Here is a 24403-nt window from a genome sequence, read left to right on the forward strand (position 1 = left end):
ATGCAAAAGACCACACAAGATACCATAAATAACGTAGTTTGGAAGGCTTGCGACACGTTTCGCGGCACGATGGACGGAAGCGACTATAAAGACTATGTTTTAACGATGCTTTTTGTTAAGTATCTATCTGATTTTTATAAAGAAAAGCTTGAGTTGCTAAGAGCCGAATACGGCGATAAAAGCGAGAGGATCGAAGCAAAGCTAAAGAAAGAGAAATTTAAGCTTGATGAGAGTTGCACCTTTGAGTATCTTTTGGCGCACAAAGAGGCCGTAAATTTAGGCGAGATAATGAACAAAACGCTAGAAAAGATCGAAGAGGACAACAAAGATAAGCTCGAAGGCATCTTTAGAAGCATCGACTTTAACAACAAAAACAAGCTTGGCGACACTAAAGAGAGAAACGCTATCTTGCAAAATTTGCTTGATGATTTTAGCGACGCTAGGCTAGATCTTCGCCCATCTATGCTTGAAGGCAACGACATAATAGGCGACGCATACGAGTATCTTATAGCTCACTTTGCAAGTGACGCTGGCAAAAAAGGCGGAGAGTTTTATACGCCAAGCGAGGTTTCGACGCTTCTTGCAAAGCTGGTTGAGCCAAAAGAGGGCGATATGATCTATGATCCTACTTGCGGCTCTGGCTCGCTTCTTATCAAGGCTTCAAAAGAGGTCGGTAGCAAAAATTTCCGCCTTTACGGACAGGAGAAAAACGGACAAACTCACGCGCTTTGCAAGATGAATATGTTTTTGCATGAGATAAATGACGCCGTCATTGAGTGGGGCGACACGATCAGAAACCCGCTTCATCTACAAGACAATCTTATAAAGACATTTGATATAGTCGTGGCAAATCCCCCTTTTAGCCTAGATAAATGGGGTGCTGACTTTGCTGCGAACGATCCTTTTATGAGATTTGCTAGCTATGCTTTACCGCCAAAGAGCAAGGGCGACTACGCATTTGTCGTACATATGATAAAAAGCTTGGGCACTAACGGCAAAATGGGCGTCGTGCTTCCACATGGAGTTCTATTTCGCGGGGCAAATGAGGGCAAGATCCGCCAAAAGCTGATCGAAGAAAATTTACTTGACGCCGTCATCGGACTACCGGCAAATTTATTTTACGGCACGAGCATCCCTGCTTGCATACTCGTTTTTAAGAAAAACCGCTCAAACGAAGACGTGCTATTTATCGACGCTAGCAAGGAATTTGAAAAAGGCAAAAACCAAAACTCGCTAAGCGAGCAAAATATCAAAAAGATAGTCGCTACCTACAAAAACAGAAGCGAGATAGAAAAATACTCCCACCTAGCAAGCCTTAGCGATATAAAAGAGAACGACTACAACCTAAACATCCCTCGCTACGTAGATACCTTTGAAGAAGAAGAGCTTGTAAATATCGAGGCTACGAAGGCTGAAATTTTACGCTTAGAATCCGAGCTAAAAAGCGTTCAAAGCAAGATGGGCGAGTATCTTGCGGAGCTTGGGCTATGAGCGAATTTAAAAATTTACCGAGCGGATGGAAGGTCGTGAAGCTTGAAAAGGTTGCGCCATTACAAAGAGGATATGATTTGCCAACCGACAATATTAAAGAAGGTTTATATCCAGTAGTATATTCTAACGGCATATTGAGATTTCATAATGAATTTAAAGCTAAAGGCCCAGGCGTTATAACTGGAAGATCTGGGACTATTGGGAAAGTAGTATATGTTGAGGAGGATTATTGGCCACATAATACTTCGCTGTGGGTTACAAATTTTTACGACAATAATCCCAAATTTATCTACTATATGTATATCAACCTTAATTTAGCAAGATTTAGTGCTGGTTCTGGCGTTCCAACATTAAACAGAAATGATATACATGCACAAACAATCCCGCTTCCGCCATTAGACGAGCAAGAAAAGATAGCAGAAATTTTATCTACTTGGGATGAGGCTATAAATTTAACTATAAATTTGATAGAAAGCAAAAAGCAGTTTAAAAAAGCTTTTATGCAAAATTTACTCACAGCCAAGATCCGCTTTCCCCAATTCAAAGACGAGTGGAAAGAAATAAAGCTTGGGAATTTCTTGGAAGAAAAAAGCGAGAGAAATACTAAAAATATTGATTTGGTTTTGAGCGTAACAAATAAATTTGGATTTGTAACGCAAGTCGAATATTTTGATAAAAGCGTTGCTAGCGACAATACCGCAAATTATAAAATTGTAAGAAAAGGAAATTTTGCCTATAACCCGTCTAGAATAAATGTTGGTTCTATTGCTTTACTAGAAAGCTATGAAATAGGAATTTTAAGTCCTATGTATGTTGTTTTTGAGTGTTTGGAAAATTTAGATAATCGTTTTTTAAAATTTTGGTTTCAAAGTCATATTTTTATGGGTAATTTACCTAAATATCTGGCTGGAAGCGTTAGGGAGAGTTTAAATTTTAATGATATGAAAACAATCTCGATAAAGCTTCCAAATTTAAAAGAGCAACAAAAAATTGCAGAGGTTTTAACGGCTTGCGATGATGAGATAAATTTACTAAATTTAAAGCTAGGAAATTTGAAAAAACAAAAACAAGGCTTGATGCAAAAGCTACTAAGCGGAAACATAAGAACAAAAGTAAAAGGAGGAAAAAATGTCAAGATGGATGACTAGATATGGGTCGAGTGATTTTCATAGCAAATGGGAACTATTTAAGACAAAATTTAGTGAATTTAATATTAAAGAGATTGGGAATGTAGAAATTATTGATGAATACAATAGACTTGGAAAAGTTATAATTTTTATAGATAGCTATCTAAAGCTAATCGATCCTGAATTAAGCCCAGAAAATTTATTGGATAATTCAAGAAGTTATTTAGAAAGTGCTTTGCATTATTTTGATTTATTCATCAATAATAGAACTATTGATTACATTGTAGCAACAAATAACTATATAGACCAGCTTATTGCTGGGTTAAGGAATTTAAATATTCTAATGCCTAAAATTTCTAGCAGATCAGTTTCCAACATGGTGCAAGAATACACAGATACTATAAAAAAGGCTTTGGAGGATATAAATTTAGAAAAAATAAAAACAGATGTCAGGGAAATTTATAGATTAAAGAACGAGTTAATAGATGGAGAGAATAGTATTGAAGATAGTGTTAAAGACTTTTTTGACGAAATAAAAGAAAAATATACAAAAATTGCAGAATTTCATGATGAAACTTTAATCGATGAAAAAGATTATATATCAACAAAAACTGAGATACTGGAAGCAAAAAAAGATATTTTAAATGATATAAATTTAACTAAAAAGTATTTAACGGAAACAAATAAGGATTTGGAAGATCTTGAAAAATTTTATGTAAAAATTTTTGGAAAATTTGATGAAGAAGAAGGAAAAAGAATAGGAGGATTAGAACAAGAATTGGTAACAAGAAAGAATGAACTTGAGGAATTTAAAAACGATCAAATAAATCAATTAAATAAACTTGAAGAAGAACATGGTTTAAAGCACAAAGCTTTTGAGAAAGAAATAGAAAAATTATTAGAAGGTGCAACTAGTGCAGGATTGGCAGAGGCTTATAGTATTGAAAGAAAAAAATTTATATGGCCAATTAGAATATGGAATGGTGTATTTGTAGTCTGTCTTTTTGCTATTTCAATTTTGTCTTTTATGACATTAAAAAATTTAAGTTCGATAGAAGAGATTGCAAAATCTATACTTCATTCTTTGCCCATAACATTACCTTTGATATGGGTTGCTGTATATGCCAGTAAGAGACGTAGTGAAAATCAAAGACTAGAACAAGAATACGCACACAAGGAAGCATTATCTAGATCATATATAAGCTATAAAAAGCAGATTAGTGAGCTAGGTAAAGAAGATAGTGAATTGCTAGAAAAGCTAATTTTGGAAGCTATAAACACAATATCATACAATGCAAGTAAAACATTAGATAAAAAGCATGGAGACGGCACAATATTAAACGAAATAACGCAATCTATTAAAAATTTAAGTCAAAGTGAGAAAAAATGACCCCAGATACTTCAGAAAGCAAAATCCAGCAAAATAGCATAAATTTGCTTCAAAGCTTGGGTTATAAATTTATAAACAGGGAGGAAAATTTAAAGCTTCGCGGCGGTAAAACAAGCGAGGTTTTGTTTAGGGAAATTTTAACCCAAAAGCTTGGTGAGATAAACGGCTATGAGTATAAGGGCAAGAGGTATAAATTTAGCCAAAGTAATGTTTTAAAAGCGGTCGATGAGCTAGCTGGGGTATCTTTAAACGAAGGGCTAATGGTCGCAAATGAAAGGATCACAAATTTACTCTTGCTTGGCACCAGTTTAGAAGAAAATTTAGAAGATGGGACGAGAAGAAGCTTCTCTTTTAAATTTATAGACTTTGAAAATTTACAAAACAACGACTTTTACGTGACTGAAGAATTTGAAGTAAGTAGAGTAAGCCAGAGCGATGCGCAAAAACACAGAAGACCCGATCTCGTGCTTTTTATAAACGGCATACCAATAGTCGTAATCGAGCTTAAAAAATCAAGCGTTAGCTTTGAAAACGGCATAAAGCAGCTTGAAAAAGAGCAGGGCAAAGATGAGATAGCACACCTTTTTAAATACATCCAGCTAACTATCGCGGCAAACGGAAGCGGGGCAAGATATGGCACTACTGGCACGGCGTTTAAATTTTATAGCGTGTGGAAAGAGCAGGACGAAGCGAAAGCAAAAGAGAGCTTAAAGGGTGTGGTAAATGGTAGAGAGATAAGTGTGCTTGATATGACGCTCTTTGCGCTACTATCTAAGGATAGGCTGCTAAGGCTAGTTAGGCACTATATAGTGTTTGATCAAAAGATGAAGAAAGTTTGTCGCTATCAGCAGTTTTTCGCTATCGAAGAGACGCTAAAGAGAGTATCAATGATAAAAGATGGAGCAAGAGCGGGCGGACTCATCTGGCACACGCAAGGAAGCGGCAAGTCGCTCACGATGGTGATGCTAACGAAGCTTTTAAAGCAAATTTATATAAACTCAAAGATCATCGTAGTAACTGACAGGATAGATCTAGACGGGCAGATACACGAAACCTTTGAAAACACGGACGTAAAAGCAGGGCGAGCAAGTAGCGGAAGCGATCTAATAGAAAAGCTACAAAGTGGCATTAGCGTGATAACTACGCTCGTGCATAAATTTGAAAAGGTGAAAAACCAAAAGGTAGTGATAAGAGATGGCGATATATTTGTACTAGTGGATGAGAGCCACCGCACGCAAGGCGGCGATCTGCATAAGGCTATGAAAAAGGCGTTGCCTCTTGCTTGTTATATAGGATTTACTGGCACGCCGCTTTTAAAGCGCGAGAAAAACAGCTTTGCGAAATTTGGCGGAGAAATTCATAGATATACGATAGATGACGCGGTAAAAGACGGAGCCGTCTTGCCGCTACTTTACGAGGGGCGATATGTGGGTCAAGAGGTGCTAGACCCTGATGGGCTAACTAGGAAATTTGATCTCATATCAAGAGAGCTTGGCGATGAAGCTAAAAGGGACTTGCAGCAAAAGTGGGCGAGGTTTGAGCGTGTGGCATCAAGCGAGCAAAGGCTGGAGCTAATAGCCGTGGATATAAATGAGCACATCAAAAAGACTTTGAAAAAAAGTGGCTTTAAAGCGATGCTGGCAACGCAAAGAAAATATGACGCCATAAAATATCATGAGATATTTGAGGAATTTGGAGAGATAAAAAGTGCCTATGTGATATCAAGTAACGAGCACGAGGAGCTTGAGGGCGGGCATAAAGAGTATGTCGCAAAGGCGTGGCAAGATACTATAAGGGGCTACGGCAGTGAGGAAGAGTATCTAAAACATGTGAAGGATGAATTTATTTACGGCGACGAGATAGACTTGCTCATCGTCGTGGATAAGCTTTTAACGGGATTTGATGCGCCAAGAGCAAGCACGCTTTATATAGATAAACAGCTAAAGGAGCATAATTTGCTCCAAGCCATAGCTAGAGTAAATAGGCTTTATGACGGCAAAGACTACGGATACATTATTGATTATAGAGGGCTTTTAGGTGAGCTTGATCAGGCGCTTACTAGCTATGCGTCGCTAAGTGGATTTGACCCAGATGATCTAAGCGGAGCCGTGATAGACGTAAGAAGCGAGATAGTAAAGGCAAAGACCTACTATACTCATCTTGATGATCTTTTTAGCGGTGTTAAATTTAAAGATGATCTGGAAAGCTACGTGGCGGTTTTAGAGGACGTGCAAAAACGAGACGACTTTAAAGAGTGGCTATCACAGTTTGCTAGAGCGTTTAAACTAGCGCTTTCAAGCGAGAAAATTTATGACATATTAAGCGAAGAGGATATCAAAACTTATAAGCAAAGAGTTAAATTTTATAACGAGCTAAGAAAAGCCGTGCAGCTAAGGTATCACGAGGCTTGCGACTTTGGTAAATACGAAGCGCAGATGCAAAAGCTACTTGATACTTATGTGAGCGCAAAAGAGGTCAATGAGCTTACCAAGCTCGTAAATATCTTTGAAACGGAATTTGATGATGAGGTGCAAAGAATTGAGGGTAAAAACGCAAAGGCTGACACGATCATCAGTGCCGTAAGCGCGGTGGTAAAAGAGAAAATGGACTCAAATCCAGCGTTTTATAAATCAATAGCGCAACAGATACAAGATATCATCGACGAGTACAAGGCAAAAAGGCTAAGCGAAGAGGAAAAGCTTGCCAAAGCAAAACTGCTAAAAGACCTAATAACTGGTGCTTTAAAGCCAAATGAAGACAGGTATCCAAAAGAATTTAATGGTAAGAAAATTTTGTTTGCCATTTATGATAATTTGCTTGACATTTTAGGCGATGTGGGGCTTATGGATGTCGAGGTGGTAGCTAGAAATTTGAGCGTGAAATTTTATGAAATTTATGAAAAAGCGTCAAAAAAACCAGAATGGCACAAAAATAAAGATGTAGAAAACGAGATAACAAGCCAGATGGAAGACGCTCTTTGGGAGATAGAGGACGAATACAGCGTTTCTATCGATGAGAAAGAGAAAATTTACCAAAATATCCGAGGCATAGGGATAAGTTTTTATGCTTGAAGGCGTAAAAATCGTCCGAAAAGACGTAAAAAATATCACTTTAAAAGTTAGACCTAGCGGCGAAGCTATCCTAACTGCGCCAAAAACGGCAAGTGATGAGCATATAAAATTTATCATGCAAAAAAGAGCCAAGTGGATAGCACAAAAGCGCGCGTTTTTTGCCTCGTTTAAGACGCCGAAAAAAGAGTATGTAAGCGGCGAGGATTTTAAGTATCTTGGGCGAAGTTATAGGCTTAAAGTCGTGCAGTCTAAAGAGGAGCGGGTAAAGCTTCAAAGGGGCTATCTGGAACTCTTTGTAAAAGATAAAAACGACCTAGAGCGAAAAAGAAATTTGGTCTATGAATGGTATAACAAAAAGGCGATGCTGTATTTTTTTAATATCTTGCAAGAGTTTAACAAGATAGTAAAACAAGATATTAAAAGCGTAAAAATAAGGCAGATGAAGACGAGGTGGGGGAGTTGCAATCCATATAAATCATATATAAATTTAAACATAGAGCTTATTAAAAAGCCAAGAGCGTGTATCGAGTATGTTGTATTCCACGAGCTAGTGCATCTTCTCTATCATGATCACTCAAAGAAATTTTATGACTATCTGACGCTTTATATGCCTGACTGGCAAAAACGAAAGGAAATTTTAGAGAGAACTTAGAAATTTTGGGATATTTAAATTTATCTATTTTTAAATTTTAAAAATATTTTAAAATTTAAATAAAAAAGACGAAAAATTTTGATCTTGTAATGTTAGTGAAGTAGGTGGTGGGTTCACCAGGACTCGAACCTGGGACCATCCGGTTATGAGCCGGATGCTCTAACCAACTGAGCTATGAACCCACAGTTGAAAGAAAACCGTATTATACAAGAAAAAGCTTATTTGTTGCTAAATTTATATGTTTTTGTATATTGGTAATTAAATATCTAGCTATCTATTTTATAGATATATTAGCAAGCTTTAGCTTGACTTTGTTTTTTTTTTTTTTTGTTAGAATGCGCATCGCAAATTTATTAAAAGGATGGCAGATGTCAGAAATTTATCGAGGCGTAATTACCAATATGAAAAAAGAAGTTATAAGTGATGCTTTCTCGAACACAACTACTACTAATACAACGGATATCGGAACTAATTATAAATATGGAAATTTATTTAAAGGGGATTTATCTGCAAATAAAAAGCAGTATATTGAAGGAAGCACAAATAGCACGACATATACGTCCTCATATACTATTCATAATTTTATCTATACATTTGAGCTTTCAGGTAAAAAGGATAAATTTAGATTTCAAACAGAAAATGCAGATATGCTACTTGATGATGGCGACGAACTTGTTGTTAATTATGAAAAGATTACTGGCGGTTATAGTGATATTGATTATTTCATAAACATCACAAGAGGGTATCATTTATTGCCAAAGTTTGAACCATCATTGATTAAATATGGTTTTGGCAATATGATTACTATAATTTTTGCGTCTTTTATTGTTTTTGTTATATCTCTAATTATTTTTACTTATTTCACTAAAAGCTATTTGGCTTTTATACCAGCAGTGCCTGTTACTGGACTATCTTTCTATAAAATGCATAAAAATCGTAAGAATGAAGTAAAAAATCACAACGAAAAACAGTTGCAGGAAAAAAGAAGGGTAGAAACTCTTATATCTAACTTAGAACAAACTGCATTATAAATTTACATTATTGGAGGGAAGTTACCCCTCCTTTTTATTTATAATTTTTTATCGCAGCGTCTAAAATCTCTTTTGCAGCGTTTGCGTCTTTAAATTCTTTCACCTTTACCCATTTGTTTGGCTCAAGAATTTTATAAGTTTCAAAGAAATTTTTGATCTTATTTAGTGTCGCAGTTGGCAAATCTTTGTAACTTTTTATCGCCTCATACCTTGGATCAATCTTTGTAACTGGCACAGCCAAAAGCTTCTCATCCATGCCTGCTTCATCCTCCATCACTAAAACGCCTATCAAACGGCAAGGGATGACGCTACCAGCTTGGAGTGGATACTCGTTTAGCACCAAAATATCAGCTGGATCGCCGTCGGCTGCAAGTGTGTTTGGCACAAAGCCGTAGTTTGCTGGGTAGAACATCGCTGAGTAAAGCACGCGATCAACTACGACTGCACCGCTATCTTTGTCGATCTCGTATTTGATATTTGAGCCATAAGGTATTTCGATTACGGCATTGATTTTGTCTGGGTTTGAGCCAAATTTGATCTTTGAAACGTCCATATATTCGTCCTTTTTATTAGAAATTTTCGTGATTTTAGTATTTTTTGCATTAAATACTCGTAAATTTAACTACTTTACAACCTCTACGCTATCTACGTCGATCTTCGTTTTTGTAAGCTCTTTATCCACCTCGCCTCTTATCCTTAAAGGCGTATCTTCGTTAGCTGTTACATTGCCCCACTTGTTATTGTCAATCTCAACAACGATAGTGTCGCCATTTTTATCAACAAATTCATACTTATCTGATTTGATGTGTGACTTTATCTTGCCCTCAATCACGACTTTTGCGTCATCATTTAGCTTTAAAGCCTCTTTTACGCTTATAACATTTTCGCTTTTGTGATTTGAGACAAAGCCTCCAGCCATTGCGATGCTAGCAGCCAGTGAAGCGATGATGATTTTTTTCATTTTTATCCTTTTTGATTGGTTGTTAAATTTAAAGGATATTGCATTTTTGGTGTTAATAAATGGTAAGTTTTAAAACCTTGCACCTTTTTGATGCAAGGTCTGTAAATTTATATAAGTTTAGATAGTAAATTTTTGATGTCAGCTACGATTTCGTCGATGCCACGCTCGCCATTTACCACGTGAAGTAGCTCTTTTTCGCTGTAAAATTTGCGGATAGGCTTTATCGGATCAAGATAGACTTTCATGCGGTTGTTAAAGACTTCGTTGTTATCGTCAGCGCCTCTTGCACGGCCTAGCACTCTAGCTCTTGCCACATCTTCGCTAACATCTACTTCGATGACACCTTTTAGAGAAATTTCATCTTGCTCGCTTAAGACTTTGTCAAGCTCGGTCATTTGCTCAACGCTTCTTGGATAGCCGTCGATTATGATGTTTGATTTATTTGAGCTTTTGATAGCTGAGACGATCGCATTTACGACAACGTCAAGTGGGACTAAATTTCCTTTTGAGATAAAGCCGTCTATCAGCTTGCCAAGCTCGCTACCGCTAGCTACTTCAGCTCTTAAAAGATCGCCAGTTGAAAAGTGAGCAAATTTCTCATCTTGCTGTGCGATGATCGATGCGTCTGTTGTTTTGCCGCTGCCTGGAGCGCCGATGATTAAAAATAAATTCTTCATTTTTTCCCTTTTTTATATTTTTTGAGCGCCTTTGAATGAGTTTGAAAATTTCACCCTGCAGCAGACTATATGTCTAGCTTTGGGATGAAATTTTCTGCACAACATCCAAAATCATCTCAAAAATTTAATCTTTAAAATAAAATAACTCAAATTTAGACATCTAAAAGTCTAAATTTATTGCAAAAATTTTAAGCCTTTTGCTCTTTTTCTCTTATCCTTAGTCCTAGCTCCCTAAGTTGTTCGTTACTAGCGTAGCTTGGTGCCTTTGTGAGTGGACACTGAGCGCGCTGTGTTTTAGGGAAGGCTATGACGTCGCGGATCGAGCTTGCTTTATTTACAAGCATATTTAGTCTGTCAAAGCCGATCGCTATACCACCATGTGGAGGCGCACCAAATGTCAAGGCATCAAGCAAGAAGCCAAATTTCTCACGCTGCTCGGCTTCATCTATGCCAAGAAGCTTAAAGACTTTTTGTTGGATGTCGTTTTTGTGAATTCTTATGCTTCCGCCGCCAAGCTCAAAGCCGTTTAGCACGACGTCGTGAGCGATAGAGAGGATATCTTCAAGATCAGGCTCATCTATATTTTTTGGCATTGTAAATGGGTGGTGCATTGCAGAGTAGCTGCCGTCGTCATTTTGCTCAAACATTGGGAAGTCAAGCACCCATAAAAACTCAAGTCTGTTTTGATCGATGATGCCCATTTGCTCAGCTAGGAAAATTCTAAATCGTCCCATATAATCAAGCACGATCTTCTTCTTGCCAGCGCCAAAGAATACGACGTCGCCAACTTTTAGCTCACATCTTGAGACGATCTCGTCAAGATCGCTTTGCTCGAAAAATTTGCAAAGCGGACCTTTTAAACCATCTTCTTTCATCTGGAAGTAGCCAAGACCTTGTGCGCCAAATTTACGTACAAATTCCTCAAATCTATTCATCTCGCGTTTACTAAAGATGTTGTCACCATTTGGCACTTTTAGCGCTTTTATGCGGTTTTTCTTCTTATCTTTTGCGATAGAGCTAAAAATTTCATTGCTTGAGCGCTCGAAAATATCGATCACATCGATCATTTTTAGATCATATCTAAGATCAGGCTTGTCTGAGCCGTAAGTCTCGGTCGCCTCTTTGTAGCTCATACGTCTAAATGGCGTTTTGATGTCGTGTCCGCAGGCTTTAAAGATATCTTTTAGCATCGTCTCAGCCATATTTATGATATCTTCTTGCTCGACAAAGCTCATTTCGATATCTATTTGAGTAAATTCTGGTTGGCGATCAGCCCTTAAGTCTTCGTCGCGAAAGCATTTTGCTATCTGAAAATACTTATCAAAGCCAGAACACATCAAAAGCTGCTTAAATAGCTGTGGGCTTTGTGGAAGCGCGTAAAATTGGCCTGGATACACGCGGCTTGGCACTAGATAGTCTCTCGCACCTTCTGGAGTTGCGCGTGTTAAAACTGGAGTTTCAAACTCGATAAAGCCCATTTTATCTAGGCTGTTTCTAGCTGCGATCGCCGCACGAGAACGCATTTTAAAGATATTTTGCAAGCGTTCGCTTCTAAGGTCTAAAAAGCGGTATTTCAGCCTGATGTCCTCATTTACGCTCTCATCGCCTATCATAAATGGTAGTGGCTCGCTTGGATTTTCGATGATGAGCTCGCTTACTATCACCTCTATCTCGCCAGTTTTTAGCTTTGGATTGGTTAGTCCTTCGCCCCTAGCTCTTACTTTTCCTTTTGCTTTTAAGACATATTCATCTCTTACTTTTGCAGCCACGTCGTGTGCTTCTTTGCTATCAGCAGGGTCACAAACTAATTGTATAAGCCCGCTAACGTCTCTTAAGTCGATGAAAACAACGCCACCGTGGTCTCTATATGTGTTTGCCCAGCCACAAAGTATTACTTCTTTGCCGATGTCAGCTTTGCTAAGATCGGTGCAATAATGACTTCGCATAAAATGCTCCTTTGCAATGTTTTTTAGGCAATTATAATCGCTTTTTTCTTTTGAAAAGCTTTGTTAAAATAAAATATGTTACAATCATTTCTATGAAAAATGAACAAAAATTTAATACCACAAACGCCAAAAAAGTGGGACTTATCGCGAAAGATTATCCATTATTTAAGCAGGATTTAGCAAAGCTAGAAAAAATTTTAAAAAAGTATAACGCAGAAATTTTGCTTGAAAAAAGCTGTGCAAAACAGGTAGAAAAAAGTGGCTTTGAGCTGATAAAACTAGCCAAAGAGTGCGAATTTCTTATCACGCTTGGCGGCGATGGCACGATCATCTCAACCTGCAGAAAGCTAGCTCACGTCTCGCCACTAATCCTTGGCATACACGCTGGCAGGCTCGGCTTTTTGACAGATATCACGATAAATGAGAGTGAGAAGTTTTTTAAAGACTTTTTTGATGATAAATTTGAGGTAGAAACGCCTTTTATGCTTGATGTTACGCTTCATAAAAATGATGGCAAAACTGAGCAAAAGATAGCATTTAACGACGCGGTCATCGTTAGTAAAAATGGCGGCTCGATGACGCATATAGAGGCACTTTTAAATGAAAAATATTTTAACTCATATTTTGGTGACGGCGTCATAGTGGCAACTCCTGCTGGAACAACGGCATATAATATGAGCGCAAATGGTCCTATCATCTATCCACTAAGCGAGGTCTTTGCGCTAACTCCCATTTGCTCGCACTCGCTCACGCAGCGTCCAGTCGTGCTTACTAAAAATCACACGGTCAAATTTAGAACAAATAGCGACGCCATTTTAGTAATAGACGGACAAGACCGCTTTGATATGAGTAAAATTTCAGCCGTTAGCATGAGTCTGAGCGAGAAAAAAGCTAGGCTGATACGTCATATTGGTAGGGATTATTTTCAAATTTTAAAAGAGAAACTTCACTGGGGTTATAATGATTGATCGAATTTTGATTAAGGATTATCTAAATTTTAAAAATGTCGAGCTAAATTTCAAAGAGGGTCTTAGCGTATTTACGGGCGTTAGTGGCGCTGGCAAGTCGGTGCTGATGAGCGCGATAATGGCTGTTTTTGGGCTAAAAGATAGCGAGGCAAGGCTGATAGAAGCTGACGTGGAGCATAAATTTGAACTTGATGAGTTTGGCATAGAAAACGAAGAGGTCAATATTTTCAAGCTTTTAAAAGATAAGAGCACGAGGTATTTTATAAACCAACAAGCCATCTCAAAGAAAAATTTAGCCCAAGTGGCGCGTGAGCACATCAAATATCTCTCGGCAAAAGAGGCAAATGAATTTGAAAATGAGAAATTTCTAAATTTGCTTGATAGGCTTGAAATTTCAAAAAATGAGAAATTTAAAGAGTTAAAACAAGAATTTGAAGAGGCATTTTTAGAATTTTCTAAAATTTCAAAAGAGCTGGCCACTATAAAAGAGGAAGAGAAAAAGGTCGAGGAGCTAAAGGAGCTTGCCAGCTTTGAGATCGAGAAGATAAGAAGTGTGGGGCCTAAAAAAGGCGAGTTTGAAGAGCTTATGGAGACTAAAAAAAGGCTTAGTAAAAAAGATAAGATAAATGAGGCGTGGGCTAGAGCTGAGCGGATATTTGAGCTAGAGCACAGCGTAAATGAGGCGCTAAGCATCAGCGACCTTGACAACGGCTTTTTTGAAGATGCGATGAACGAGCTAAGGGTCGCAAGAGATAGCCTAAATATGGAGGAGCTTGACGATATCGACGTGGAGAGCGTGCTTGATAGGATAGAAGCTCTTAATGCCATCATCAGGCGCTATGGCAGCGAAGAGGAGGCGTTAGAAGCGCTTGATAAAAAGGAAAAAGAGCTTGCTAGATATGAAAATTTAAGCTTTGAAAAGAGCGAGCTTGAGAAGAAATTTGAAATTTTAAGCAAAAAGGCAAATGAGCTGGCTGGCACTTTAAGCAAGGCAAGGAGCGTAAATTTAAAAGAGCTTGAGGCGATGATAAATTTATACCTAAAAGAGCTTTATATGCCAGATATTACGCTGAGTATTGAGGCTAAAAAGCTTGATATCTTGGGAGTTGATGAAATTTGTCTAAATTTAAACGAGACCTCGCTTAAAAATTTAAGCTCAGGCGAGCTAAACCGCTTAAGGCTGGCTTTTATAGCTGCTTCTAGTGAGATCACGAAAACTGGCGGAGATGTCATCATTTTAGACGAAATAGATGCAAATTTAAGTGGAAAAGAGGCGATGAGTATCGCAAATGTCTTGCTTAAGCTTGCAAATTTTTATCAAATTTTTGCCATTTCGCACCAGCCGCAGCTTAGTTCAAAGGCAAATTCGCACTTTTTAGTAGAGCGCCACGGCGAGAGCTCAGTCGTAAGAGAGCTTGACAAAGAGGAGCGTGTAAATGAGCTTGCGCGTATGATAAGTGGCGAGCATATCAGCGAAGAGGCGATAAATTTTGCAAAAGGACTTTTAAAATAGCTTGAAATTTAAGTTTTAAATTTAAGCTTTGTGATTAGGTTTATTTGTTAAAATCCGAGCTAATTTAATAAAAAATCACAGGAATAATATGGAAAGAATTCTAGTAGTTGATGATAATAAGGCACTTGCTAAGCTAATCGTCATGCAGATGGAAAAGAGCATTGAGGATATGGCGATCGACGTTGCGTACGATTTTGCCGAAGCTCAGATGCTAATTAGCGAGCACGGCAAAGATTATTTTATGACTATCTTGGATCTAAATTTACCTGACGCACCAAATGGTGAGATCGTTGATTATGTCCTTGCTCAAGGGCTCTGTGCTATCGTTTTAACTGGTAGCATCGATGATAAGACGAAAGAATTTTTTATAAACAAAGACATAGTTGATTACGTCTATAAGGGCAACATGGATGATATCAACTACATCTTTCAAATGATAAACAGACTAAGCAAAAATAGACAATACAAAGTTCTAGTTGTTGAGGACTCACTGCCTTTTAGAAATATGATAAAAAAAATCTTAACTAGCCTTCAGTTTAAGGTTTTAGCAGCAGCTCACGGAGAAGAGGCGATGAGCTATTTTGCAGATAATCCTGATATAAATTTAATCATAACTGACTATAGAATGCCTGTCAAAGATGGCTTAGAAGTCTTAAAAGAGGTTAGAAAAGAGAAAGATAAAAACCACCTTGGCGTGATCGTGATGACCTCACCTAGCGAAAAGACTGATGCTTCGATATTTTTAAAAAATGGAGCTAGCGACTTTATAGCAAAGCCATTTTCAAAAGAAGAGCTCATTTGCCGTGTAAATAACACCATTGAGGCGATGGAAAACATAAATAAGATAGCGAATTTTGCCAACCGCGACTTTTTAACTGGCGCTTACAATAGAAGATTTTTCTATCAAGATATAGAAGAGTACATCCAAGCAGCTGAAGAGCTTGATGAGCCTTATGCATTTGCTATGCTTGATATAGATCACTTTAAAAAGATAAATGACACATACGGACATGATGGTGGTGACAAGATACTAAAATCACTCGCAAAGATACTAACTGACAACACAAAAGGAAGAGATGTGGTCGCTAGGTTTGGTGGCGAGGAGTTTTGTGTCGTTCTTAAAAAGATAGAAAGAGAAGAGGCGATTAAATTTTTTGTAAATTTAAGAGCAAAAGTGGCTGAAAATGAGGTAATCATAAAAGATAAGATCGTAAGAGTGACCGTCTCTATCGGCATATCTTTTGGAAAAGGTCACTGCGAGATAGATGATATGCTTGAAGCTTGCGACTCAGCGCTTTATGTCGCAAAAGAAAATGGTAGAAATAGGGTAGAAATAGCTTTATGATTATAGATACGCATTGCCATTTGGATAGTAAAGTTTATGATTTTGACCTAGAGCAAATTTTATCTGAAGCCAGAAATTTAGGGCTAAAAGGCTTTATTATCCCTGGAGCTGATATTAATGATTTACCAAAAGCGGCTAAAATAGCGCACGAAAAAAATGATATTTTCTTTGCCGTTGGGGTTCATCCCTATGATAAAGAGAATTTTAATATAGAGACTTTAAGAGAATTTGCCAAAGACAAAAAGTGCGTGGCTATCGGTGAATGCGGGCTTGACTACTACCGCTTGCCAAAAGATGAAGAAGAAAAGCCAAGAGAAAAAGCTGATCAAAAACGTGTTTTTCTAGCTCAACTAGATTTGGCTGTTGAGTTAAAAAAACCCGTTATCCTCCACATTAGAGAGGCTAATGAGGACTCTTTTAACATCTTAAAAGAGTATGCGCCAAAGCTTGAAGCTGGAGCGGTTTTGCATTGTTATAATGCCTCGCCACTTCTTTTGGAGCTTTGCAAATTTGGGAATTTTTACTTTGGCATAGGTGGCGTTTTGACATTTAAAAACGCTAAGAATTTAGTTGAAATTTTGCCAAAAATTCCTTTTGATAGGGTATTGATAGAGACTGACGCCCCTTATCTCACGCCAGAACCAAATCGTGGCAAGAGAAATGAGCCGGCGTTTACGACATTTGTTGCTAAAAAGATAGCTGAAATTTTAAACCTTGAATTTGAAGTAGTTTGTAAAACGACTTCAGATAATGCCAAAAGGTTATTTAAGTGCTTTGCCTAAATTTTGGGCATTGTGCTTGCTTAAGATGCTAGCATCATTAAGCTTTGACACGAAAAAGGATAGAAATGAAAGCAATGCTTAAGATATTTTTATTATTTGCATGTAGCACCTTGCTACTAGCAAACGCCCCTGAGAAGAGCTCATACGACACTCAGGTTAAAATTTTAAAAGAGCTAGACATCGATGCTAGCTTTATGAAAACTTCTCACTATGCAAAGATGAGACAAGGCATACAAAACTCACAAGTAAGAACATTTACAGATGCCTTGAAAAATGGCTATATGTATATACCAATGATAAAAGAGCAGATCAAAAAATCAGGCGTGCCTGAGTCGTTTTTCTATCTAGCGATGATAGAGTCAGGCTTTTCAAATCACACTGTCTCAAATGCTAAAGCTACTGGTATGTGGCAGTTTATGGAGCAAACAGCTAAAATTCACGGTCTAAAAGTAGGGCAATACACCGATGAGAGAAAAGATCCAGTTGAATCAACTGTCGCAGCTACAAACTATCTAAGATCACTTAAAAATCAATTTGGCAAGTGGTACCTGGCGGCAATGGCATATAACTGCGGCGATGGCGCATTAAAAAAAGCTATACAAAAAGCTGGTACAGACGATCTTGTAACGCTTCTTGATGCTGAGAAAAAATACCTCCCAGCTGAGACTAGAAATTTCATCATTAAAATTTTAAGAGCGGCATATATAGCAAAAGATGCGGACTTTTTGATATCTAAAGAGTCATCTTTACTAAATATAAATGGCGGATTAAGACTTACGAAAGTAAAAGTGCCAGGTGGTACAAATTTAGCTCAGATAGGCGATAGCATCGGTCTTAGCACAAAAAAGATGAAAAGCAACAACCCACATTTAAAATTTGTATTTACTCCGCCAACGCTAAAAGACTACTACGTCTACATTCCTGAGAATAAAAAGCAGCTTTTCTCTGAAAATTTCAAACCATTTAATGGCAAAAACAACTTCTATGCCTACACAGTTAAAAAGGGTGAGACGCTACTTTCTATCTCTAAAAAAACTGGCGTTAGCCACAGAGCGATCAAGGACTACAACGAGCTTAGCACAAACGCAGTAAGCTATAATCAAAAACTAATAATCCCTTTTTCTACTCAAAACAAATCTCACAACTACGTAGTTCAAACAGGCGATACGATCGCATCTTTATCAAAGAAATTTAATGTAAGTGAAAAAGATATAAAAGATGCAAATTCTTTGGCTAGTTCAAATTTAAATGTCGGAGCAAATATTGTCATACCGTAAGAGCCTAAATTTCTACTTAGGACTAAGTTTTACACTTCTAATCACTGGCTGTTCTTGGAGCGGGGCTCCATTTACTCCAAGTGGCCCAACTAATGTAAGAGGTAACAACTCCGCCTCAGTTCAAAAAGCAACAATGAGACCATACACCATAAATGGCAAAACATACTATCCAACCGTCGTAAGTGTCGGCGATAAAGCCAGCGGAACGGCAAGCTGGTATGGTCCAAATTTTCACGGCAAAACGACCTCAAATGGCGAAGTTTATAATATGTACAACATGACTGCGGCGCATAAGACTTTGCCGATGAATACAATACTTAAAGTAACAAATTTAAGAAATCAAAAAAGTGTTATCGTGCGTGTAAATGACAGAGGACCTTTTGTGGCTGACAGGGTGCTTGACCTTTCAAAAGCAGCTGCGATGAAGCTTGATGTCATCGGCACTGGCACAGCTCCAGTTAGTATGGAGGTTATCGGCTTTAATGAAGACATTAACGCTGTTACAACCGCTAGCGCGCAACCAACAAAACCAACAAGCACTGGCATAAAAGTGCCAAACCCAGTCTCTCCAACGGCCCCAGTTGGCGGCATCGTGATCTCATCAGAGCAACGCGTTGTGGGTGGAGATTTTATGGTACAAATTGGCTCGTTTAAAAACCTTGAAGGCGCAAACAGATACCAAAGAGAGCACAAAAGCATAGACGGTTATAGATCAGTCGTTAAGACATTTACGATAGATGGCTCAACCATTTATAGGGTATTTTTAAATGGCTTTAGAAGCGAGGACGAGGCTAGGGATTACGCAAGAAGCGGCAAATTCCAAGGCGCATTTATAGTAAGAGGTTAGGGCGTGAGAGAGGAAATTTTAGAACTAACTAGAAATACAAAAGAGACGCAAATCTCGATGAAGCTCAAAATTTATGGCTCTGGGGTCGCAAAGATAAGCACAGGCATTGGCTTTTTTGACCATATGCTTGAGGCATTTACAAAGCACTCTTTGCTCGATCTTGAAATTTCATGCAAGGGCGACACGCATGTGGATTTTCACCACAGCGTCGAGGATGTAGGCATAGTTTTGGGGCAGCTTTTAAAAGAGGCTTTATATCCATTAAGTAGTGTTGAGAGGTTTGGCGAGGCGAGCGTTGTTATGGATGAGGCGGCTGTTTTTTGCGCGCTAGATCTTAGCAACAGAGCTTACCTTGTATATGAAAATTTTAATGAAAATGCTAAGGTTGGTGAGTTTGACACTGAGCTTGTGGAAGAGTTTTTTAGAGCTGTTGCTACAAATTCAGCCATCACCCTTCATCTAAATCAAATTCGTGGCAAAAATACTCATCACATCATCGAAGCAACATTTAAATCATTTGCCGTAGCACTCCGCAGAGCGCTTGCTAAAAACGCAAGGATCGGCACTCCAAGCACTAAGGGCGTTTTATGATAGAAATTATATTTTTAGACGTTGATGGGTGCCTCACTGATGGCAAGATCATCTACAATGCAAACGGCGAAGAGCTTAAATTTTTTGATGTAAAAGATGGCTACGCGATAGAGAGCTGGCTAAAGCTTAGCAAGAAAGTGGCTATCATCACTGGCAGAAAGTCAGCTATCGTTGAGCGAAGGGCTGAGGATCTAAAGATAAACCACGTCTATCAAGGCGTTGGCGATAAATTTGAAGTGGCAAGCGAGATACTAAAATTTGAAGGGCTTAGCTTTAAAAACGCAGCAGCTATCGGCGATGACTACAACGACTATAAAATTTTAGACGCAGTTGCATGGAGCTTTAAGCCAAAAGATGCCATTAAAGAGCTTGACGTAAAGACAAAGCTAAAGCACAAAGGTGGCAATGGCGCTGTTAGAGAGATGATCGAGATGATCATAAAATCAGAAAATTTATATGACGAGTGGTCTAAGCGTTGGTTGTAAAAATTTTCTACTTCGTCGTGGCTATTTTTAGTGCTGTGATGATATTTTTAGCGGCTCAAGACCCGTACCTAGCAAACGTTCTAAAGGTTGATACAAAGATATCAAATATGCAGGTAAATGACGTGGTTGATTACGAGATAAACTCGACCAAGATAAGCGGAGTTTATGAGAGTGACGAGCTAAACAGATATAGCGACAGGGATGAATTTTTAGACTTTAAAGCGAGAATTTTAAGGGGAAATTTAAGACATTTTCTAAGCTCAGACAAGGCTATCTCGCAAAACGATGAGATAATCTTTCAAAAAAATGCAAACTATGAAAACAACGATAGTTTGAAATTTAAAAGCGATGAAGTTATATACAACACAAAGACAAAAATAGTAAGATCAGAAGCAAATTTCACCATCACTAGAAATGGCGACAAAGCACTAGGCGATAGCGGAAGCTACGATCTTGGTAAAAAACAAACGCAGATAAAAGGGTTAAGGGCATGGGTAGAAGAAAAGCAGCGATTTTAGCGATGATTTTGGGCTTTACATTTTTAAATGCAGAGCAAGTTGAGATCACATCAAATGATTTTTTTGCTGACGAAAACAAGCAGATCAGCGAGTTTGTAGGCAATGTAAATATCAAAAAAGGCTCATACGATGAGCTAAAGGCAAACAAAGTCGTTGTTTATTTTGATAAAAAGCGCCAGCCAGTAAAATATGTAGCCACAGGCAACGCTAGAGCTAAAATTTTTATGAAAGATAAACACTATGATGGCAAGGGCGATACGCTCACATACGAGCCAGCAAAGCAGACATACACAGTAACTGGCAATGGCTACTTGCACGAGGTAGAGACTGATAAAAATGTCTACGGCGACAAGATCGTGGTCAATCAAAAAGATGGCACATATAGCGTAAATAGCGACGAGAAAAAGCCGGTTAAATTTATCTTTCAGATTGAGGATAAAACCAAGTGATAAGAGCTTTGAGCGCTAAATTTATCACATCAAGCCCAAGCATAAAAGAGGCTCCAAGCTTTGTGACAAGCGAGGTGGTCTTTTTGGGTAGGTCAAATGTAGGTAAAAGTAGCCTCATAAACGCACTTGTCAATCAAAAAAATTTAGCCAAAAGCTCATCGACTCCTGGCAAAACGCAGCTTATAAATTTCTTTGAGGCTGAGTTTTGTGAGGAAAAAGAAGAGAGTGAAAAAGAGAAATTTAAACTCATCTTGGTTGATCTACCAGGCTTTGGCTACGCAAAAGTGGCAAAGTCAAAACACGACGAGTGGCGCAAAAATTTAGATGAATTTTTGAAATTTAGAAGCGACATCAGACTTTTTATACATCTAATCGATGCTAGGCATTTTGACTTAGACATCGACGTGAATGTGGACTCTTACCTAAAAAGCTTTTTAAGGGCTGATCAGAAAATCTTAAATTTATACACAAAAAGCGACAAGCTAAATCAAAGCCAAAAGAGTGCGATAACGAAATTTGACCCAAGTGGCATTTTGGTCTCGACACTCAGTAAAAGCGGCATCGACAGGGCACGGGAAGCTATCATAAACCACGCTCTTGGTAGGTAAAATGCAAACCATAAGCAGCTTAGATATTAAAATTTTTAAAGGCTTTTGGTGGGCCATTTTTTTGCTCTCTTACGAGATCGCAACTACGCAGTTTGGCTTCTTACCACCACTTATTGGCATTTTTTTTACATATATGATTTTGGAGTATTCAAGAAAGCAAAAGCAGTATGATGAGTTTAAGCCCTCATGGTATTTTTCACTCGTTTTTCTGGTCTTTGCTGAGCAAATTCATGGCTTTTATCTCTTTTCAACGATCATTGCGTTTTTGCTATTTTACAACTTCGTGCTAGACTGGCTCTACACGACTATGAAGTGGCGAAACTGCCTGCTCATCATCTTTGTCGCCTCTGGTTATGTGCTCACTTTTCTTGTAAATAACCTTTTTGCCTACGTTTTAAACGAGCCAAATTTGACTTTTAGCGCAGAGTATCTATTTTTTATAGCGCTTGAAAGTGTGCTTGCTATCGTGCTATTTAGGGACAAAGTGCTATGAGGATGCGTATCATTTTTGGCGTGATCGCTCTTTTTTGGATCATGCTTTTGGGACGGATTTACCACCTAAGTGTAAATTCAAACACTTATTACAACGAGATCGCCGAGCAAAATGCGATAAAAACTATCTACATCCCGCCAGTTAGAGGCATCATCTTTGATGCACACGACAAGCCTATGGCGGTCAATCGTCTTGGCTTTTCTATCTATGTAAAGCCGCACCTTAGCGCAAACAAAAAGGTGAAAATTTTAGACGATGAGCTAGCCTATATCGGCTCGTTATTTGGTGATCTAAACGTCACGAAGCTTAAAAATGAATATATCAAAAACGACTCAGCCTACAACCAAGACTTCATAAACGTGGTCGAATTTGTTGATTATGATAAATTTTTACCATTTTTTGCACCCCTTTCTCTGCGTGAAAATTTAGAGATAAGACCCGCATCAAAACGCCACTATCCATACAATGACCTAGCTTCTCACATCATCGGCTACGTCGGTAGGGCAAATCAAAAAGATATGGATAACGACCCATTAACAAAGCTCACAAACTACATCGGCAGAAGCGGTGTCGAGCGCTTTTATAATCCTATTTTGCAAGGAATTCAAGGCTTTAAAAAGATCAAGGTAAATGCGCTAAATGAGGAGATCGAGCAGGTGAGCTATCAAGCGCCACAAAGTCAAAATATAAAGCTCGCCGTCGATCTTGAGCTGCAGCAGTTCGTCGCTGACGTCTTTGGTAAGGACGCGGGAAGCGTCATAGTTATGAGCCTAAAAGATGGCGCTATAATCGCAGCAGGAAGCTTTCCCGAGTATGATCTAAATCCGTTTGTGCTTGGAATTTCTCAGGCTGAGTGGGAGGAGCTTGTAAAAAACGTCGATCACCCATTTACAAATAAGCTGATAAACGGTCTTTATCCGCCAGGATCTGTCGTAAAAATGGGTATGGCGCTTGCCTTTTTGGACAATGGCATGAGCAAATATGATAGCTTTTTTTGTAGTGGCTCGTATGAGCTTGGAGGGCGTAAATTTCGCTGCTGGAACTCGCATGGTCATGGCACGGTTAATATGAACACAGCTATTAGAGAGAGCTGCGATGACTATTTTTACAAGGGTAGTCAAAAGATCGGTATAGACGCCATTGTGCCGATCCTTGAGCGTATGGGCTTTGGTAGAAAAACGGAGGTTGATTTGCCAAATGAATTTGTGGGGACGCTGCCAAGCAGGGAGTGGAAGATGAGGAAGTATGGCAAGGCGTGGTTTCAAGGCGAGACGCTCATCACCTCTATCGGACAGGGAAATTTTCTAGTCACGCCTATGCAGGTGGCTAAATACACGGCCGGGCTTGCCACTGGGCTAAATGTGACGCCACATTTTTTAAAGAGCATAGATGGCAAGGATGTTGATTTTACGCCAACAGATGATGCTTTTACGCCGTTTGAGAAGTCGCAGCTACCTGCCATTAGGCATGCGATGTATGAGGTGGCAAATCACCCAAGAGGTACGGCAAATAGGCACTTTGTTGGAAGTCTTGTAAAGGTTGCGGCAAAGACTGGAACAGCTCAGGTCGTTGGCATCTCGCAAACTGAAAAGAAACGTATGAAAGAGGAGGATATGGCGTATCTGCAAAGATCTCACGCGTGGATGACGACCTATGCACCTTTTGAAGACCCACAATACGTCATAACGATGGTTGTCGAACACGGCGGTCACGGTGGTAGCGCTGCTGGACCAAAAATCTCTCAAATTTATAACAAGCTAGTTGAAATGGGATATATAAAGCTAGATAAAGTCCAGACTGAGAAAGAGAAGAAGTAGAATTTTTAAGTATATATTTGAAGCTTATATGTAAAATTAGAGCCGAAATAAATTCTAAATTTACGAGGAATTTGCTGAGTATATTCTTTTTTGGATTTTGCTTTGCAAACTACAAACAGAATATAATTCAAGTTTTTTATCCTTTTTTAACAAAAAATATAAAGTTTGCAAATTTTAAATTTTCATTCTCTCCCAAGAATTGACTACTGATTTTAGGTCTTGCATAGCCTACCACTAAAATAAGAGCTAAAATTACTCGTTCATGAAAATTTAAAATTTGCTAGACTTTTTAGCCGCATGTGGCACGATAGTGCTATCGCATGCACTTTGAACGTGCGAGGGGTTTTTACTTCAACTTCGTCTC

23 protein-coding genes and 1 tRNA gene are annotated in these 24403 nt (G+C 38.5%); 19 read left to right on the forward strand and 5 right to left on the reverse strand.

All coding sequences use genetic code 11. The features are described from left to right. Genes G6W41_RS07715 through G6W41_RS07735 form a run of 5 tightly spaced genes read left to right on the forward strand, consistent with a single transcriptional unit; the run spans position 1 to position 7731 of the window. Positions 1 to 1491: a type I restriction-modification system subunit M gene (locus G6W41_RS07715; RefSeq protein ID WP_194171140.1), complete on the forward strand. Its 1491-nt coding sequence runs from the start codon at positions 1 to 3 to the stop codon at positions 1489 to 1491. Further along, on the forward strand, positions 1488 to 2639 hold the full coding sequence (locus G6W41_RS07720) for a restriction endonuclease subunit S (protein ID WP_194171141.1): 1152 nt from the start codon (positions 1488 to 1490) through the stop codon (positions 2637 to 2639). The genes G6W41_RS07715 and G6W41_RS07720 overlap by 4 nt, the downstream gene beginning before the upstream one ends. Continuing rightward, entirely contained in the window at positions 2620 to 4008 is a 1389-nt protein-coding gene (locus G6W41_RS07725) for a hypothetical protein (protein ID WP_194171142.1), read from the forward strand. Before G6W41_RS07720 ends, G6W41_RS07725 begins: the two co-directional genes overlap by 20 nt. Further along, a complete protein-coding gene (locus G6W41_RS07730; protein WP_194171143.1) occupies positions 4005 to 7079 on the forward strand; it encodes a type I restriction endonuclease subunit R in 3075 nt (1024 codons plus the stop codon). The genes G6W41_RS07725 and G6W41_RS07730 overlap by 4 nt, the downstream gene beginning before the upstream one ends. Continuing rightward, positions 7072 to 7731: a M48 family metallopeptidase gene (locus tag G6W41_RS07735; protein ID WP_194171144.1), complete on the forward strand. Its 660-nt coding sequence runs from the start codon at positions 7072 to 7074 to the stop codon at positions 7729 to 7731. The genes G6W41_RS07730 and G6W41_RS07735 overlap by 8 nt, the downstream gene beginning before the upstream one ends. A 105-nt stretch (positions 7732 to 7836) precedes the next feature. On the opposite strand, the gene G6W41_RS07740 is transcribed toward G6W41_RS07735, so the two are convergent. Then, positions 7837 to 7913, reverse strand: a tRNA-Ile gene (locus G6W41_RS07740). 186 nt (positions 7914 to 8099) lie between these two features. On the opposite strand from G6W41_RS07740, the gene G6W41_RS07745 reads away from it, so the two are divergent. Next, a complete protein-coding gene (locus G6W41_RS07745; RefSeq protein ID WP_194171145.1) occupies positions 8100 to 8762 on the forward strand; it encodes a hypothetical protein in 663 nt (220 codons plus the stop codon). A 34-nt stretch (positions 8763 to 8796) separates the two neighbouring features. On the opposite strand, the gene ppa is transcribed toward G6W41_RS07745, so the two are convergent. From ppa to aspS, 4 genes are all read right to left on the reverse strand, one after another. Then, positions 8797 to 9315: an inorganic diphosphatase gene (gene ppa / locus G6W41_RS07750; protein WP_107856429.1), complete on the reverse strand. Its 519-nt coding sequence runs from the start codon at positions 9313 to 9315 to the stop codon at positions 8797 to 8799. A 69-nt stretch (positions 9316 to 9384) separates the two neighbouring features. Beyond that, the gene (locus G6W41_RS07755) at positions 9385 to 9723 is read right to left on the reverse strand and encodes a NirD/YgiW/YdeI family stress tolerance protein (protein ID WP_194171146.1); all 339 of its coding nucleotides are present in this window, start codon (positions 9721 to 9723) and stop codon (positions 9385 to 9387) included. Positions 9724 to 9830: 107 nt separating this feature from the next. Further along, complete coding sequence (locus G6W41_RS07760; protein ID WP_194171147.1) at positions 9831 to 10400, reverse strand: adenylate kinase; 570 nt, start codon at positions 10398 to 10400, stop codon at positions 9831 to 9833. 188 nt (positions 10401 to 10588) lie between these two features. Continuing rightward, positions 10589 to 12346 carry an aspartate--tRNA ligase gene (gene aspS, locus G6W41_RS07765; protein ID WP_194171148.1) on the reverse strand — a complete coding sequence of 586 codons (1758 nt, stop codon included), beginning with the start codon at positions 12344 to 12346 and terminating at the stop codon, positions 10589 to 10591. 92 nt (positions 12347 to 12438) lie between these two features. Here aspS and G6W41_RS07770 point away from each other — a divergent pair, with 92 nt between their 5' ends. From G6W41_RS07770 to mrdA, 13 genes are all read left to right on the forward strand, one after another. Further along, the gene (locus G6W41_RS07770) at positions 12439 to 13314 is read left to right on the forward strand and encodes an NAD(+) kinase (protein WP_194171149.1); all 876 of its coding nucleotides are present in this window, start codon (positions 12439 to 12441) and stop codon (positions 13312 to 13314) included. Next, positions 13307 to 14827 (forward strand): AAA family ATPase, encoded by a 1521-nt coding sequence (locus G6W41_RS07775; RefSeq protein ID WP_194171150.1) that lies wholly within the window; start codon positions 13307 to 13309, stop codon positions 14825 to 14827. Before G6W41_RS07770 ends, G6W41_RS07775 begins: the two co-directional genes overlap by 8 nt. A gap of 88 nt (positions 14828 to 14915) precedes the next feature. Next, positions 14916 to 16172 carry a diguanylate cyclase gene (locus G6W41_RS07780; protein ID WP_194171151.1) on the forward strand — a complete coding sequence of 419 codons (1257 nt, stop codon included), beginning with the start codon at positions 14916 to 14918 and terminating at the stop codon, positions 16170 to 16172. Next, on the forward strand, positions 16169 to 16954 hold the full coding sequence (locus tag G6W41_RS07785) for a TatD family hydrolase (RefSeq protein ID WP_194171152.1): 786 nt from the start codon (positions 16169 to 16171) through the stop codon (positions 16952 to 16954). Before G6W41_RS07780 ends, G6W41_RS07785 begins: the two co-directional genes overlap by 4 nt. Positions 16955 to 17019: 65 nt before the next feature. Then, the gene (locus tag G6W41_RS07790; protein ID WP_103617655.1) at positions 17020 to 18231 is read left to right on the forward strand and encodes a lytic transglycosylase domain-containing protein; all 1212 of its coding nucleotides are present in this window, start codon (positions 17020 to 17022) and stop codon (positions 18229 to 18231) included. Next, the gene (locus tag G6W41_RS07795) at positions 18218 to 19078 is read left to right on the forward strand and encodes a septal ring lytic transglycosylase RlpA family protein (RefSeq protein WP_009294185.1); all 861 of its coding nucleotides are present in this window, start codon (positions 18218 to 18220) and stop codon (positions 19076 to 19078) included. The genes G6W41_RS07790 and G6W41_RS07795 overlap by 14 nt, the downstream gene beginning before the upstream one ends. A gap of 15 nt (positions 19079 to 19093) precedes the next feature. After that, positions 19094 to 19669: an imidazoleglycerol-phosphate dehydratase HisB gene (gene hisB, locus G6W41_RS07800; protein WP_194171159.1), complete on the forward strand. Its 576-nt coding sequence runs from the start codon at positions 19094 to 19096 to the stop codon at positions 19667 to 19669. Then, positions 19666 to 20154, forward strand: a complete 489-nt coding sequence (locus G6W41_RS07805) for a KdsC family phosphatase (protein WP_103642660.1) — start codon at positions 19666 to 19668, stop codon at positions 20152 to 20154. The genes hisB and G6W41_RS07805 overlap by 4 nt, the downstream gene beginning before the upstream one ends. Next, positions 20145 to 20672 (forward strand): LPS export ABC transporter periplasmic protein LptC, encoded by a 528-nt coding sequence (gene lptC / locus G6W41_RS07810; protein ID WP_021086384.1) that lies wholly within the window; start codon positions 20145 to 20147, stop codon positions 20670 to 20672. The genes G6W41_RS07805 and lptC overlap by 10 nt, the downstream gene beginning before the upstream one ends. Next, positions 20645 to 21121 carry a lipopolysaccharide transport periplasmic protein LptA gene (gene lptA, locus G6W41_RS07815; RefSeq protein WP_194171153.1) on the forward strand — a complete coding sequence of 159 codons (477 nt, stop codon included), beginning with the start codon at positions 20645 to 20647 and terminating at the stop codon, positions 21119 to 21121. Before lptC ends, lptA begins: the two co-directional genes overlap by 28 nt. Further along, positions 21118 to 21729, forward strand: a complete 612-nt coding sequence (gene yihA / locus G6W41_RS07820) for a ribosome biogenesis GTP-binding protein YihA/YsxC (RefSeq protein WP_194171154.1) — start codon at positions 21118 to 21120, stop codon at positions 21727 to 21729. The genes lptA and yihA overlap by 4 nt, the downstream gene beginning before the upstream one ends. Before the next feature lies 1 nt (position 21730). Continuing rightward, complete coding sequence (locus G6W41_RS07825; RefSeq protein ID WP_009294180.1) at positions 21731 to 22222, forward strand: hypothetical protein; 492 nt, start codon at positions 21731 to 21733, stop codon at positions 22220 to 22222. Further along, the gene (gene mrdA / locus G6W41_RS07830) at positions 22219 to 24039 is read left to right on the forward strand and encodes a penicillin-binding protein 2 (RefSeq protein WP_194171155.1); all 1821 of its coding nucleotides are present in this window, start codon (positions 22219 to 22221) and stop codon (positions 24037 to 24039) included. Before G6W41_RS07825 ends, mrdA begins: the two co-directional genes overlap by 4 nt. Positions 24040 to 24403 lie beyond the last annotated feature (364 nt).

The sequence above is a fragment of the Campylobacter concisus genome (assembly GCF_015230035.1).
In the GTDB taxonomy this organism is placed as follows: Bacteria; Campylobacterota; Campylobacteria; order Campylobacterales; family Campylobacteraceae; genus Campylobacter_A; species Campylobacter_A concisus_BK.